Source organism: Virgibacillus sp. L01 (assembly GCF_052246775.1).
Classification (GTDB): Bacteria; Bacillota; Bacilli; order Bacillales; family Amphibacillaceae; genus Lentibacillus.
In genome coordinates, this window is the sequence record NZ_JBQQCP010000002.1 from 61,081 (window position 1) to 76,250 (window position 15,170).

Sequence of the window (15,170 nt, forward strand, 5' to 3'; positions counted from 1 at the left end):
CTGCTATGCCATGTGGTATAGCGTTTTTTTATTTTTTCTATTTCCCAGTGCAGAGATGACACTGTGTAAAATCAATCCAACAATAACAAGTGCCATACCGATAAATGAAATAAAGCTTGGTAATGGTGCGCTTAACAGGAACAGTTCACCAAATAAAGCGAAGACAACTTCGCCTGATTGTGTTGCCTCCACGGCAGCGAGTTTACGGTTGTCGTGATTGACCAGTTCGGTTGCATAGAAAAATAATACAGTAGCAATGATACCGGATGAAACAGCGACAATAAATGTCTGCAGTAATTGGCTTGTGTTTGGTGTGCTGTGCGCTATAATTCCATAAATAGATAAAATAATCCAGAATGGCATCGATGCAATTGTCATTCCGAGGATTCGCTGGAATGTATTTAAATTGCCATTCACAAGCTGCATCATTTTTCGATTTCCAAGTGGGTAGGCAAATGCAGATATGATCAATGGGACGACACATAGTAAAACACTGGTTAACGAGACAGATGACGCATGTTCAAGTTGCATCACAAACACGCCGGAAAGGATAATCAGCGAAATAAATATGCTCTGAACAGGTATTCTTTGTTTTGCCTTTTTGTTTAAAAAGGGAACTAATAGTGAACCCGCAATAATTGTTATCTGAAAAGTTGCCGCAACGAGCCATCCGGGTCCAAATATTGTTGCAAAAGTAATAGGTGCATAAAACAAGCCGAATCCAATTGTACTCCAAACTAGCCATGGGACCGGTTGCTTTTTTAAATGCTGAATAACTGGTTTTACGTTCCGTTTATAGCCGACAATGACTAGCAGCATGGGGAGCATAAACATAAATCGGAGGGATGCGCTCCAAACCCAGCTACCTCCCTCTAACTCCATCGAACGGTTTAAAATAAATGTCACGGAAAAGAATATAGCAGAAAAAATTCCAATTAAAATTGCTTTCATCATGGCACCCCGTAATCAAATGTCTTTAAATATAATCATATCAGAAACTGACGAAAGATAAGACTCTTTTTTCGATTTTATATCATGAATACTAGGATACGATACATATATTAATAGCGACTGTTATATTTGGAGAGGGGTTATGTCATGGGGGATGAGTTGATAAAGTTATTTGCTGTTTGTTATGAATAAAAATGGTATGGAAGAACGTGTCCTTATGGGGGGAGACGTTTTTGTTTAATAAACTAGAGCATAATCTATAAAACTATAGGGGGAGTTGGATAAATGGATATACGTATATTGGAGCCAGAGGATGCTGAAGCGTATCGAAAGCTGAGATTAGAAGCGTTGCTTAATAGTCCGGAAGCTTTTATTTCAAGTTACGAAGAAGTAAAAAATAATTCGGTGGATGTGTACAAGGTTAGGTTTCAATCCGATAACGCATATAATTTTGGCGCGTTTGAGGGCAATGAATTGATTGGAGTCGCAACTTTGGTAAGGGAAACAAAGGTAAAAATAGGTCATCGAACAAGTATTTATGCCGTGTATGTTACGCCGTATAAACGTGGCAGGGGTGTGAGCAAGCAGTTATTGCAGACAGCAATTGATCATGCGAATTCACTTGATGGGGTTGAACAGGTTTGCATATCTGTTGTGACCAAGAGTGACTCAGCCAAAAGCCTTTATTATGCTTTGGGATTTGTCCCGTTTGGCACCCATAAACGCGCTGTGAAACTGGGAGACACTTTCTATGATGAAGAGCATATGGTATTATTTTTTCAATAAGAAGGAATCTTCGTGATTTTTTCAGAATTATAGAGTAGCACTTATTTTTTGGAGGAATAGGATTTTGGATATCCAGGTAAGACATTCACTAATTAACACAGATACAATCAAACAAATTTTTAATGATTATGATATTGAAGCAGTTCAGTGTGATTTTTTAGCACGTGGACTAAATGACACATATCTCATTATGACTGAAGAAGAGACCTATATATACAGGGTTTATCGCGGTGGCTGGCGGAATAAAGAAGCTATTTTGTTTGAGCTGGATGCGATTAACTGTTTGGAGGGTTGTAGGGTTTCTTTTCCGATTAAAAAGAGAGATGGCAACTATTTGACAGAGTTAAAAGCACCTGAGGGGTTACGTTATGGGGTGTTATTTTCCTATTCAAAAGGAGAACGTCCACAGATTAACGTTGAAAGTTCAAAAGTAATTGGTGAAACACTTGGTAAGCTTCATGAGAAATCGGACAAGCTTACCTCGAATTATGAGCGAGGTTTTGCGTTGGATACGGAACATTTGCTGGATGAGCCGGCAGCTGTCATTTCACCAATTTTGAAAAAATACCTCGGAAGTGAGGAAGAGGAAACACTGCAAATAGTTGTTGAAAATCTCAAAGCAGATTTAGCTGGGCTTAATCTGGAAATAGGATTTTGCCATGGTGACTTTCATAATCACAACATGCATATTCATGATGGAGCAATTGAAGTATTCGACTTCGATTGTTGTGCCATTGGATACCGGGCATATGATGTTGCCGTTTCATGGTGGAATTTGGAAAATAATTACAAAAACCTTGAAGCTGAATGCTGGGAGGCATTTTTACAGGGTTACTTAGCGAAGCGGAACTTAGGAGGAGATGACTTAAAAAGTTTGCCACTGTTCATAACTACGAGAAGAATTTGGCTGTTAGGCACAATGCTGCAGAATGACGATGTTTGGGGGACAAACTGGATTAACGCCAGATCACTTGAGCTTTTTATCTGGCAATTAAAGACAGACAGACTCGGGGATGAGGAATTTTACGAAGATAACGAATAAAATGTGCGGTAAGGAAATAAGGAGTAGAATAACTTTTAATGATTTGGAACAAACCGACTATTCTTACAATATAATATTAATGATCATAACTATTATTATTTTTTAGCTTAAATAATGAAATCGTATTTTGGCTTAACCGCTAAAAAAGCCCAGGGGGGAGCCTGAGCTTTTATTGGATTAATCATCATGTTGATTAGTTAGCCATTAGCTACAACTGATGGATCGAAACATTGAACTGCACAAATACAGTTAAGATCAACTGTAACACATTGGCCTGTTGTCATTAATTCTAAAGCGCCACCGGCACAAACTTGGTTCAAAGGTACACAACAATCATTTCCAGAAATTTCTCTACCCTCATTAGGTTCCAATATTTCCAGTACCGCACAACAATTTTCATCGATAGCTCTTACTTTAAAATACACGCTAACGAAGCAGTCTGTATCAGCAATATTACCAAATGAATAAAATAAAGTGTTTGCTTTAGTTGTTAGAACAAAAGGAATTGTAGTTGGTCCATTGCTGGCAGGATTTAATGCGAATCCTGCACAACTTGTAGTACAGCCATTGTTATTGTTATTGTTTTCTTCTTGGGCAGCTAAAACTTCACGCAATGCTTCACATACACAGTTATCTGTCTCAAAGCCAACATCATTGTTACTGTTACTACCACATCCCATATAATTTCACCTCCTTTGCATCTATCTCTACAGCATATGGAGGTCTTCAAAAAACGTTAAGGACAAATCGTCTGATAGATTAGCCTTTTTCAGGACCTTTCATGAAAGGGGTGACAGGGAAGCAACCTGCATATTAAAAATGTCAGCCTAAATGCCTTGGATATCAAAGTAGATAAAATGATAAACTTAGATTATTCATTCATATAGTAGGAATACCTGGATTTTGTGCATACCCTAGATTTTCTTACAATTTGATGTGCAAACTGTAATGGTGAAATCCTTAGTTGGACTAATAAAGTATGAAAGTTTTTATATTATCTTATCTGTGAAAAAAAGCTCAGGGGGAGAACCTGAGCTTGAAAGTATCGTTTATTGGACCACATTTTCACCTTGATTAATTAACCATTAGCTACAACTGTTGGATCGAAACATTGAACTGCACAAATACAGTTAAGATCAACTGTAACACATTGGCCTGTTGTCATTAATTCTAAAGCGCCACCGGCACAAACTTGGTTCAAAGGTACACAACAATCATTTCCAGAAATTTCTCTACCCTCATTAGGTTCCAATATTTCCAGTACTGCACAGCAATTGTCATCCACCGCTCTTACTTTGAAATACACGCTAACGAAGCAGTCAGTCTCAGCAATATTACCAAATGAATAAAATAAAGTGTTCGCTTTAGTTGTTAGAACAAAAGGAATAGTAGATGGACCATTGCTGACAGGATTTAATGCGAATCCTGCACAACTTGTAGGACATCCATTGTTATTGTTTTCCTCTTGAGCAGCTAAAATTTCACGTAATGCTTCACATACACAGTTATCTGTCTCAAAACCAACATCATTGTTACTGTTACTACCACATCCCATATAATTTCACCTCCTTTGCATCTATCACTACAGCATATGGAGGACTCCAAAAAACGTAAAGGACAAATCGTCTGATAGATTAGCCCCTTTTTCAGTTTCTTCTAGGGGATAGTCTAGTAGTGTGATTGTTGCCATCATAGCCTAATTTTTTAAATGTGGTTTAATCGGTGAATAAATCGATTAATATTGGGTATCCTAAATTTCCAAAAGTTAGAACTATTGTCATGAAATATTTTAGATTAACGATTTTAGGTTATTGAACATAATAAAAAGCTGGCTCTCCCTTAATGTAGGGAAAGCCAGTTTTTATGCTCCCAAAAGCTTCTTTACGTAGGAAAAACTATATGGAATATACTATTCTATGCATGATGCAGCAAAGATTCTCTAGGCAAATTAATCCTATTTGAAAAGAAAGATACAGATTTTGCAAAAGAACTGGGTAACGCACCTGGATCTTTGTCTGCTTTCCTATTAAAAGAACCTGTGAAATCTTCACAAGTTCTCTTCAGATATCCCTATTTTATTTTTATAACGATTTTTCCCTTTGCATGGTGTGTTTCACTTAGTTTATGGGCTTCGCGCATCTCTTCTTCGGAAAGCGGGAATGTTTGGCCAATATGTGCTTTCATTTCCCATTTTTCCATCAACTCACCAAGCTTGGCCAGCTGCTTGCCATCAGGTTCTAGCCAATGAAAGCTTGCTTTAATTCCTTTCGATTCAGCGAGGTTTTCGTCTGGAGGTTCTGCAATGGATACTAATTTTCCACCTTCTTTTAAGACATCATAGCTTTTCTGTTGAATACCGCCACCCATTGTATCGAGGACAATGTCGAAGTCTGTTATTTCTTCCTCAAAGTTTTCCGTTTGATAATTAATGAATTGATCAACTCCTAATTCTTTGAGAAATCCTTCATTTTTCCCACTGGCAGTTGAGGCAACATGTGCGTCGAAGCTTTTGGCAATCTGGATGGCAAAGCTTCCAACACCTCCTGATCCAGCGTGAATTAATACCTTGTCGTCAGATTTAACGTCGCAAATATCCACCAGACATTGCCATGCAGTAAGTCCGGTAAGTGGAACTGCAGCAGCCTCTTCAAATGATATTTCCTCTGGTATCTTTGCTAGCAGATTTTTATCAACAGCGGTGTATTCAGCGTACGTTCCATCTTTTGTTGTTGCAGGACGTGCAAAAACACGATCGCCAACGGAGAAGTTTGATACACTATGGCCAACTTCACTAACAACTCCGGCAGCATCCCAGCCTAAGATAATGGGGAAATCAAACGGGAATTTTTCTTTTAAGTAACCTTCACGCAGTTTCCAATCGATTGGATTTATTGATGTCGCATGAAGTTCTACTAATACCTGATCATCGGCTATAACTGGCTTTGGAACTTCTTCCTCAACCAACTGGTTAGCTGATCCGTATTCATTTATGACAATTGCTTTCATTTTATACCTTCTTTCTAAGAGTAGCTGTATATGTTATTTGTTCCCCGTTTGATTTAATATAAATCATAAGATGATTAGAGTTATTTAATAAAGATAATATAAACTAAAAAGGAGAATCCGTATTGTGGCTGAAAAATTAATATCATTTGAACCAGTGCTTCCTGCAAACCCTAAAGTTCTTATTCTGGGTTCTATGCCAGGCGGTATTTCATTGGAAAAAGAAGAGTATTATGGAAATCCCCGCAATCATTTTTGGGATATTCTTTTTAAACTTTTTGATCATGAGCCAATAACTGAATATGATGAAAAGATCGCATTTGTAAAACGTAAACAGCTTGCTTTATGGGATATAATAGGTCTTTGTTATCGGGAAGGGAGTCTTGACGCTAATATTGTAGATGAGGAACCGAATGATATTATTGGATTGCTGAACGACTATCCAGGCATTCGCCTGATAGCTTGTAATGGTGGAAGATCATATGAAACATTCAGGAAAAATTTTAATACAAGTAAAGTTGATGTTATAAAATTGCCTTCGACCAGCCCAATTCCTGGACGTTATACGAAGAACTTTAATGGGAAGGTAGAAGAGTGGGGGGAAATTTTGGATTATTTGTGATGACTTAGAAAGTCTGGTGTGATACTATTTAATTAAGCCTAAAGTATTAAACTATATTCCCTGTATTCGAAATAGCAACTAATGACCTATTAAAAAATTTTTTGGGTAATTTAAAAAAAAGTGAATAAAATTAATTGGAATGCAATATTATTAAATTGGTTGTTTTTTTCGGGGGATTTAGTGAGCCGCAAGCTGCAACTTGCGGCTCTGACAGTTATCCGCAAGGTACGGCGACTCCGTTTAGGGACGAAAAAAGTAATTATCCCACGTTTACGTAGACGACAGGGTGATTACTTTTTTCCGTGGCTACTGTTGACGATCAGTAATACGAGTGTGGCAAACATTAACATCAGCTCAAGAGCACTGTCAACTGGTATCACTCGCTCAACCCCTTTCATCGGGGATTTGAAGCCGCCAAGTAATAAGAGAAAACTCTTCCACCACTTCATAATTGAAGCCACCCTGCATAACCTGTCCCAAATATTATACTATAAAAGGAATCAAAAATGTGGTAATTTTTAGGAAATGGTACAATATTCTCATAAGTCTGTAAATTTAACAGTTTAGTTAATTTGTATGTGCTTGCTGCGATCATGCTTGTATTTTCGATAAAACTCAACCATTGGTCCAATAGTGTCCTTCAAATCAGGACAAACAATCCCAGATCCTTTTAAATCCGCTACTGCTGATGAACAGTCAAATGATGCATCAATTGTGAAATAATCCATTGCTTCCAGTTCGACTTGAAGCCACTTCCGCACTGGCCCCGCTGAAAGGGAACTTTTTACCCAAGATACAGGAACCGTACCTTTTGGTGTCTTTCCTAAATAAGCCTCAGCGAGTATTTTCTGCAACTCATGCATTGTGTATGGATTTGGATCAGTCAAATGATATGTTTTCCCTTTGCCAACAGGTGCGATTGCAAGGTAACTTGTTGCACGTAATACATAATCAGATGGTACAAAGTTTCCTTCTGGCTTACCATCGCCCATATATGGGAGGAATGGAAGGAAACTTATATGATCAAGCAAATTCAGCATAAAATATAAACCGTCAAACTTGATGGTTTCCCCAGAACTTGAGTGACCTTTCACAATACCAGGCCTGATAATAGTAGTCGGAACAGATTGTTTAAGCTCCTCAACTAAAACTTCTGCATGATATTTTGTTTCTTCATAATGATTCTTAAATGACTGCCCCGCAGCTAATTCATTTTCATAAATCTTCCCTTCGCGCATTCCCGCTACATATGCCGTACTAAAATAAGTATAACGCTCGAGATTTCCTAATGTTTTTACCCAATTACATATGTTTTCTGTTCCATCGACATTTACTTTATACGCAATGTTTTTGGGTACTGCCAGATCATAAACGGCTGCAAGGTGAAAGACATGGGTAACGGATTCCTGTATTTCACGATTTATATCGTGTTCAAGTGCCAGGGTTGGCTCTGTGATATCGCCGGTTACAACGGAAAATATACTCGGATCATGTCCGGTGGTTTTTGCCAGATTGATAATCTCTTTGGTGGCTTTGTCCTGGAGGGAGGGTAATACTAGTAAGTAGATTTGTTTGATGTCTTGCTGATGATCATGGAGAAGTTGCTTAATTAAGTTTGATGCAAGGAAACCAGGGTAGCCTGTAAGAAAATATGTATGCTGTTTCATATAATCGCTCCTTTTATTTTAATTACTATTATTATAGTATAAGATAGACCATTAAAGAAGATATTTCCAAATTAATAGAATTCTGCTAGTCTTTTTCTACGGGGCGGGTGATAATTGAGTGAGCATTTTTTGGGTACGGTTTGGAATATTTTGTGGACTTTGGACCTTGCTGATCTTCAGGCACAGTGAAAATCAATCTGTAAGTTTGTTGATTGCAGCACTTGCGTTAGGAATATTTTTCTTTCTATCTATTCGGAAAGAATTGCTTTTTCTTTACATTAGTCTGTCTGTAATCATCTTTATTCATGGAATTATGTTGATAGATGAAGTTACATACTCAATTTTATTATTATTTTTTCTAGCAATTATTGCCGTGTATCGCCATAAGCAAAAGCATTTGACCATCTATTTAATCTTTAATTTGGCATTATCCATAATGATGGTTGTTTATTTTAATGATAGTGTTGTTGAATTAATTATTCTATCCAGTTTCTTCTACTTTATGGTAACTGCGGTTAACCGATTGTATTTGGAAAAAAATGAGCAACATGAGATGTATGAACAGATGTCAGGTGAGTATCGTAAATTAAAAAGGATGAACCTGGTGGCAGAAAGGGATGCCCGTCTTGAAGAGCGTACGAAAATTGCCCGGGATATCCATGATTCGGTAGGACATCGATTAACAGCTTTGATTATGAAACTGGAAATGCTGTCTATTCAAAAAAATGCAGCGGAATATAGTGAATTAAAGGAAATGGCACAGGGTAGTCTTGATCAGACAAGGCAAGCTGTAAAAACTTTGCAAAGTGAGGAACATGAAGGTCTGGCTACGGTTGTTCACTTGATTCGTAAACTTGAAGCAGAGAGTAACATTCAAGTTCAGTTCACCATTAAGCAAGGGGTGCTGTCAGTTCCACTTTCCAATGATAGAAGTGTTGTTTTATATCGGGTCATTCAGGAAGCATTAACCAATGCGATGCGCCATGCACAATCAAAGGAAGTACATATTAATTTAGGCCGGTCAGCCACAGGAGCTATTTCATTCGAAGTTTTGAATCAAATCTATGATGCAGTTCCGTTCGAATTTGGATTCGGACTATCGAATATGAAAGACCGAGTGCAAGAAGTTAATGGAACACTATACGTTTATCAAACAGAAGAAAAATTTGTTGTATTAGGGACGATTCCTGTGAATGAGGGGGAAGAGTAATGATTCGTGTGCTGCTAGTTGAAGATCAGGCAATTGTTAGGCAGGGGCTGAAGGTAATATTGGAACAGGACGAAAATATTACAGTAACCCATGAAGCGGAAAATGGTCAGCATGCTTTGGATATTCTGGAAAAACATATGGTAGATTTTATCATGATGGATGTGCGGATGCCTGTGGTCAATGGAATTGAAGCGACAAGAAAGATAAAGAAGCGATGGCCAGAAGTTAAAATCTTGATTTTGACAACGTTTAATGACGATGAATATGCACTTCAAGCGTTAAAAGAAGGGGCAAATGGATTTTTATTAAAAACATCGGAATCGACTAAATTAATTGCTGCTGTTTACAGTTCTATGAGCGGAGGTTTAACAATTCATGAAGAAGTAGCGGCAAAAGTGATGCCACGTTTATTGGGACGTTCATCGAACAATGCTGCAGTTAATGTTGATCTGACTTCAAGGGAATTAACAATAACACGTTTGATTGGCGAAGGAAAAACGAACAAGGAAATCTCAGAAGAGCTGTATTTATCAATCGGTACCGTTAAAAATAACATCACTCAAATTCTGCAAAAAACAGGGCTTCGTGACCGCACACAACTGGCTATCTTTGCGGTAAAACATGATATAGGCTAGACTTCCTGCGTGAGTGGGGAGTTTTTTTAATGCGGGTGTAGAGGAGGTTCCAACCAGATATCGGGAACTTCGACCGGATATGTGACAACTTCAATCCCAGGATAAAAGTGACGCAGGTCATCCTCTTTTTATGACTATTAGTGACTTGAGGCAGTATGCGACGTTAACAAGACATCGTATAATAAATTAAGAGGAGGAAGTAACGATGCTTGAGTTAGTTGATTTATCCAAGAAATTTAAACAATTTTACGCTGTGAAAAATTTGAATATGTTTATCGAGAAAGGTGAAATTGTAGGTTTGCTGGGGCCAAATGGTGCTGGGAAATCAACAGCAATTTCCATACTGTCGTCATTAATTGAACCGACAACAGGTGATGTTCGATTTAAGAATTCCAGTATTATTAAAAGTCCCGGTCCAATTCGGAATGTGATTGGTATGGTGCCACAGGAGATTGCATTATATGATGATTTGACTGCAGAAGAGAATTTGCAGTTCTTTGGCAGAATTTACCGGATGTCAGGTGTGGAACTGAAACAGAAAATTGATGAGGTGCTGGATCTGATTGGCTTATCAGATCGGCGTAAGAATGTAGTTAAAAAGTTTTCAGGAGGCATGAAGCGGCGTCTGAATATCGGTGTTGCGCTACTGCACAATCCAGAGTTAATCATTATGGATGAACCAACAGTTGGGATTGATCCACAGTCGAGAAACTATATCCTGGAGACGGTGAAACGGCTTAACCGTGAGAAAGAGATGACTGTATTGTACACAAGTCACTATATGGAAGAAGTGGAATTCCTTTGTGACCGTATTTATATTATGGACCAGGGTAACCTTATTGCGTCTGGAACGAATGAGGAAATTAAACGAATTCTTTCAGCTGAAAAAACGATTGAAATCAAGTCTGACCGGATAAATGAAACTTTTGTCCAACTACTTCGAAATGACACAACGATAAATAGTGTTACAGAAGGTGAGAAAGCTGTAACAATAATTGTGCCAAAAGAAACAAAAGCGTTCGGTACAATTTTGAAGTATGCGGAGGAAGCTGAAATTGAATTGAATTCAGTTGATGTTCAGGAGGCAACATTAGAGGGTGTGTTCCTGCATCTTACCGGAAGAGCGCTACGGGACTAGGGAGGAGAGGGTTTTATGATCTGGCAGATTGTGAAAAAAATAGGGTTAACATTGGTGCGTAATCCTCAGCAGCTGCTTCTGCTACTCGGCCTTCCGATTATTCTAATTGCAATTTTAGGTGCAGCGCTTGGGAATGTAATGAATGGTGAAGAAGTTACGATAGATGCCAAGGTTGCCATTATTGAGCATGGAGATGAAGTGGAACAGGTTAACCGATTTGCAAATGATATCAAAAACAGTGGAGTGCCTCTTGAAAGAGTAGAAGCGATTCAAGCAGCAACTGGAGAGTTAGCCCCTATTAAACTATTGAAAGAATCCGTTTTTGGGAGTGAGGGATTAAAGGAATTAGTACAATTGGAAAGCGCTAAGCCTTCTGAACGGGAAATAATACTGAATGATGATTCCTATACAGCGGTTATTGAAGTTCCAGAAAATTTCACATATCACACGCTTCAAAATTTCTTTGGAATGGGGGATGGCGAGACTTCATTAAACGTATCCCGTAACGAAGGGAAACAGCTGGGGTCTACGATTATTTTGGAGGTTTTACAGCAGTTTCAGGAACAATTATCGCTAACAAGCTTTGTCGGTGAGAAGGGTATTTCGATGGAAGCGATCCAGGTTGATACAGAAGCAATTTCTGGTGAGATAACGACGATTGACCAGACGCAGCCTGTGACAGCTAAGAATTATTATGCAATTGGAATGGCTGTCATGAACGTTCTTTTTCTTGCATCTACAATAGGTTCCTATGCCTTTCTTGAAAAAAGACTCCACGTTTTTAACCGTATTATTTTGGCCAACGTGTCAAGGTGGGTTTATTTTTCGGGTGTATTAATTGCTGGTACTGTATTTGGCTTTCTTCATCTATTAATTGTGTTTGGTGTATCATGGATTCTCTTTGGGGTAGCGTGGCCAAATATTCTAGCGTTCTTGATTGTTACATTTGGTCTGGCAATAGCGGTTGGAGGGTTGTCCGTTTTGCTTACTGCTATTAGTTATCGGATTAATTCGGAATTAGTAACGAACTTTTTTCAATCGATTGTCATTACGATTATTGCCTTTTTAGGGGGCAGCTTTTTTCCAATTGGTGATACTTCTAAGACGATTCAATTTATTGGTAACTTAACGCCTAATGGTGCTGGGATGACAGCTTATCTTAGTGTGCTTAGAGGCGAGCCTATTTCTTCAATCTGGGAGCATGTTATTTTCCTTTGCCTGTTTTCAGTTACGATTGTTGTAATTGCGGCACTTAGTTTTCCGAAGAGGGGGCAAACGGCATGAAAGGTATTTTCTTAGCAAAAATAAAAATGTTTATGCGAAATCCATGGACGTTTTTGATTATGATTGTCATGTCGGTTGGGTTTGCTCTTATTTTAGGAGGGTCCGGAAACTTTACATCAATCAGTGTTCCCCTTTATGCAGCTGATGAATCTGTCCGTGAGTCGATGGTAGGTGAAATGTTAGATGAATCTGATGCATATTCTTTTAAATGGCTTTCTGAAGAAGAGATGATGGGGCAAATCTCAAGTGGAAAAGCTGAGGTTGGTGTTGAGCTCCAGGAGGATGATTTTAATGTGATTGTTGGAATGTCATCGCAAAATACCAAGATGGTTCAGCAAACAATAAAGGAAGCTTACACGAAAAAAGAACAATATAGCCAAATTCTTACCGAGACAGATGCAACAACACTGAGTAAAAAAGAACAGGTTCTGGATGACTTGGAAGCAGCTTTAGATGAACCGGTATTTGGTATACAGTCAAGCAATTTCCGGGGATCAAATGCGGTTATTATTGATAACACATTCCATACGTTATTCGGATTTACATTGTTTTTTGTAATCTATACGATTGCCTATAATGTATTTTATATATTGACAGAAAAGAAGGATGGCATTTGGGATAGGGTTATATTGTCACCAGTTCGGAAGTGGGAAATGTATACAGCAAATTTCGTTTATACGTTTATCACAGGATATCTGCAGGTGGTAATTGTATTTCTGGTATTTCGTTATTGGATTGGTGTAAATTTTCAAGGAAGGTTTATTGAGTCGCTGCTTGTGATTATTCCATATGTTTTTGCAATTGTTGCTCTATCCATTTTGATAACAGGCTTGGTTAAAACAGTTCAGCAATTTAACGCAGTGATTCCAATTGTGGCTGTGAGTATGGCAATGATTGGCGGGGCTTACTGGCCGATTGAAATTGTTCAATCCCAGTTTATGTTATTTTTGTCGAAAATCGTTCCTATTACGTATGGCATGGAAGTGTTAAATGGTGTAGCCATTTATGGTTATCCGGTGGAAGATTTATTATTTCCAATCAGTATATTATTGCTGATGGGTGTCATGATGACTGGAATTGGCATTCATTTAATGGAAAAGAGGTACGTGTGACCTGTTATTTTCAAAAGAAATATATCACTGATAGAATAAAAGTATGTGAGGGGTGATGGATTGGAAATTAATAATCAGGCACGTGAAGAACTTTTAACAGAAGTAAACGGAATCTCAGATGAAAATTTAAATAGAAAACCTTCAGCAAACAGCTGGTCAATAAAGCAGATACTCGAGCACTTGTATCTAATGGAGGGAGCAATCACAAAAAAAATTCGAAGTCAGCTGGCTCATGGTGAAGTAGTTAATGCAGCTGATAAGCCAATCAAATTGTCTGTTGATCGGAACAGGAAAGTAGATGCTCCAGAATTTGCCCAACCCAGTGAATCGTTTGCTTCGCTTGAGGAATTGAAACAGAAGCTAGAAACGACACATAGCGAATTGTCGGAATTGGCTGGGACATCGGATGAAAAATTCTTGGCGGAGAAAGGATTTGAGCATCCGGTTTTCGGTCAAATGAGTTTGAAACAGTGGATACCATTCGTGGGGTATCATGAAAAGCGGCACACGGAACAGGTGAAAGAAGTGAAAATAGATTTAGGGCTGTGAGGATGAGGCGAGCGACATATTGTTGCTCGTTTTTCTATTGTAAAGAAGTACCAGACTATATAGGGCGAAATTGTTTTTAATTTTTAGTATAATAGAGTTAGAGTATTGTAGAAAGGAGAGCTCTTGTGAAAAAGAAGAAATGGCTGAAAATTATTGTAGGAATTTTAAGTGTTCTACTTATTATAGATATTATTGCGAGCTTCTATTTTTATAATTTAGCAATCGATCGTAATGAAAAAGATTTCTTACAAGGAAATAAAGACTTGGAAGTTTCCGCTGAAGCAATGGATGTCTTCCTTGAAGGTGACTGGCGTGATTGGGTCGGCGAGCAAAATTTTGATGAATGGACGATGTCTTCGTATGACGGGTTGAAGCTGCAGGGTTACTTTTTAGAGGCAAAACAACCAACTAATAAAGTTGTTGTTATGGCACACGGCTACCTGGGTGACGCGATGGATATGGGATTATACGGCCAATATTATTATGAAAAGCTTGGCTATAATATTTTTATGGCAGACGCCAGGGGTCATGGTGCAAGTGAAGGTGAGTACATTGGATTTGGCTGGCATGATCGTAAGGATTATGTTGATTGGATCAATCGGATTTTAAATAAATATGGTCAGGATACAGAAATTGTCCTTCATGGTGTTTCAATGGGGGCAGCAACAATGCTAATGGCAAGTGGCGAGGAGCTTCCTGATAACGTCAAGGCAATTGTGGCTGATAGTCCCTATACAAGTGTAGAGGATATGTTTTCCTATCAGATGAATCGAATGTATAACATACCGGCATTCCCTGTTCTACCGAGCACAAGTCTAGTATCCAAAGCGAAAGCAGGCTATTCCTTTACAGAAGCATCTTCATTGGAGCAAGTTAAGAAAGCTGACGTGCCGATATTGTATATTCATGGTAATGCTGATAGCTTTGTGCCAACCAAAATGGCATTTAAATTATATGAAAATACGAAAAGTGAAGCGGAGATTATGACAGTAGACGGAGCAGGTCATGGGGAAGCATTCGCAACGAAGAAAGAGAAATATATTACTAAGTTGAATTCGTTCTTGGAACAGTATATGGAAGAATAATAATAAAAAGGTTTTCCACCTGGTCGGCGGAAAACCTTTCTATTTTGCAGTTATATAAACTTGAGATATGGCGATATCGACCTGGA

At 38.3% G+C, this 15,170-nt stretch carries 16 protein-coding genes; 10 read left to right on the forward strand and 6 right to left on the reverse strand.

Annotated features, from left to right (window positions below):
* Window positions 1-3: 3 nt before the first annotated feature.
* On the reverse strand, window positions 4-951 hold the full coding sequence (locus ACTWQM_RS05360; RefSeq protein ID WP_443257157.1) for a DMT family transporter: 948 nt from the start codon (window positions 949-951) through the stop codon (window positions 4-6).
* Between the two features lie 285 nt (window positions 952-1,236).
* Between ACTWQM_RS05360 and ACTWQM_RS05365 the strand changes: the two genes are divergently transcribed.
* Window positions 1,237-1,737, forward strand: coding sequence for a GNAT family N-acetyltransferase (locus ACTWQM_RS05365; protein ID WP_443257158.1), 501 nt, complete (start codon window positions 1,237-1,239; stop codon window positions 1,735-1,737).
* Window positions 1,738-1,801: 64 nt separating this feature from the next.
* A complete protein-coding gene (locus ACTWQM_RS05370; protein ID WP_443257159.1) occupies window positions 1,802-2,779 on the forward strand; it encodes a phosphotransferase enzyme family protein in 978 nt (325 codons plus the stop codon).
* A 197-nt stretch (window positions 2,780-2,976) separates the two neighbouring features.
* Here ACTWQM_RS05370 and ACTWQM_RS05375 read toward each other — a convergent pair whose 3' ends face one another.
* From ACTWQM_RS05375 to ACTWQM_RS05385, 3 genes are all read right to left on the reverse strand, one after another.
* Window positions 2,977-3,459 carry a CotY/CotZ family spore coat protein gene (locus ACTWQM_RS05375; RefSeq protein WP_443257160.1) on the reverse strand — a complete coding sequence of 161 codons (483 nt, stop codon included), beginning with the start codon at window positions 3,457-3,459 and terminating at the stop codon, window positions 2,977-2,979.
* A 398-nt stretch (window positions 3,460-3,857) separates the two neighbouring features.
* The gene (locus ACTWQM_RS05380) at window positions 3,858-4,334 is read right to left on the reverse strand and encodes a CotY/CotZ family spore coat protein (protein ID WP_443257161.1); all 477 of its coding nucleotides are present in this window, start codon (window positions 4,332-4,334) and stop codon (window positions 3,858-3,860) included.
* A 515-nt stretch (window positions 4,335-4,849) separates the two neighbouring features.
* Window positions 4,850-5,785, reverse strand: coding sequence for an NADP-dependent oxidoreductase (locus ACTWQM_RS05385; protein WP_443257162.1), 936 nt, complete (start codon window positions 5,783-5,785; stop codon window positions 4,850-4,852).
* A 124-nt stretch (window positions 5,786-5,909) separates the two neighbouring features.
* Between ACTWQM_RS05385 and ACTWQM_RS05390 the strand changes: the two genes are divergently transcribed.
* Complete coding sequence (locus tag ACTWQM_RS05390) at window positions 5,910-6,404, forward strand: DNA-deoxyinosine glycosylase (protein ID WP_443257163.1); 495 nt, start codon at window positions 5,910-5,912, stop codon at window positions 6,402-6,404.
* A gap of 290 nt (window positions 6,405-6,694) precedes the next feature.
* Here ACTWQM_RS05390 and ACTWQM_RS05395 read toward each other — a convergent pair whose 3' ends face one another.
* Together ACTWQM_RS05395 and ACTWQM_RS05400 are read right to left on the reverse strand one after the other, a co-directional pair.
* Window positions 6,695-6,853 (reverse strand): hypothetical protein, encoded by a 159-nt coding sequence (locus tag ACTWQM_RS05395; RefSeq protein ID WP_443257164.1) that lies wholly within the window; start codon window positions 6,851-6,853, stop codon window positions 6,695-6,697.
* Between the two features lie 114 nt (window positions 6,854-6,967).
* A complete protein-coding gene (locus ACTWQM_RS05400) occupies window positions 6,968-8,071 on the reverse strand; it encodes an SDR family oxidoreductase (RefSeq protein WP_443257165.1) in 1,104 nt (367 codons plus the stop codon).
* Window positions 8,072-8,189: 118 nt separating this feature from the next.
* On the opposite strand from ACTWQM_RS05400, the gene ACTWQM_RS05405 reads away from it, so the two are divergent.
* From ACTWQM_RS05405 to ACTWQM_RS05435, 7 genes are all read left to right on the forward strand, one after another.
* Complete coding sequence (locus ACTWQM_RS05405) at window positions 8,190-9,281, forward strand: sensor histidine kinase (RefSeq protein ID WP_443257166.1); 1,092 nt, start codon at window positions 8,190-8,192, stop codon at window positions 9,279-9,281.
* Entirely contained in the window at window positions 9,281-9,916 is a 636-nt protein-coding gene (locus ACTWQM_RS05410; RefSeq protein WP_443257167.1) for a response regulator transcription factor, read from the forward strand. Before ACTWQM_RS05405 ends, ACTWQM_RS05410 begins: the two co-directional genes overlap by 1 nt.
* A 205-nt stretch (window positions 9,917-10,121) precedes the next feature.
* Window positions 10,122-11,054, forward strand: a complete 933-nt coding sequence (locus ACTWQM_RS05415; protein ID WP_443257168.1) for an ABC transporter ATP-binding protein — start codon at window positions 10,122-10,124, stop codon at window positions 11,052-11,054.
* A 15-nt stretch (window positions 11,055-11,069) separates the two neighbouring features.
* Window positions 11,070-12,338: an ABC transporter permease gene (locus ACTWQM_RS05420; RefSeq protein ID WP_443257169.1), complete on the forward strand. Its 1,269-nt coding sequence runs from the start codon at window positions 11,070-11,072 to the stop codon at window positions 12,336-12,338.
* Window positions 12,335-13,450, forward strand: a complete 1,116-nt coding sequence (locus ACTWQM_RS05425; protein ID WP_443257170.1) for an ABC transporter permease — start codon at window positions 12,335-12,337, stop codon at window positions 13,448-13,450. Before ACTWQM_RS05420 ends, ACTWQM_RS05425 begins: the two co-directional genes overlap by 4 nt.
* Before the next feature lie 60 nt (window positions 13,451-13,510).
* Entirely contained in the window at window positions 13,511-13,999 is a 489-nt protein-coding gene (locus ACTWQM_RS05430; protein ID WP_443257171.1) for a DinB family protein, read from the forward strand.
* 125 nt (window positions 14,000-14,124) lie between these two features.
* Window positions 14,125-15,084 (forward strand): alpha/beta hydrolase, encoded by a 960-nt coding sequence (locus tag ACTWQM_RS05435; protein WP_443257172.1) that lies wholly within the window; start codon window positions 14,125-14,127, stop codon window positions 15,082-15,084.
* Window positions 15,085-15,170: the final 86 nt, after the last annotated feature.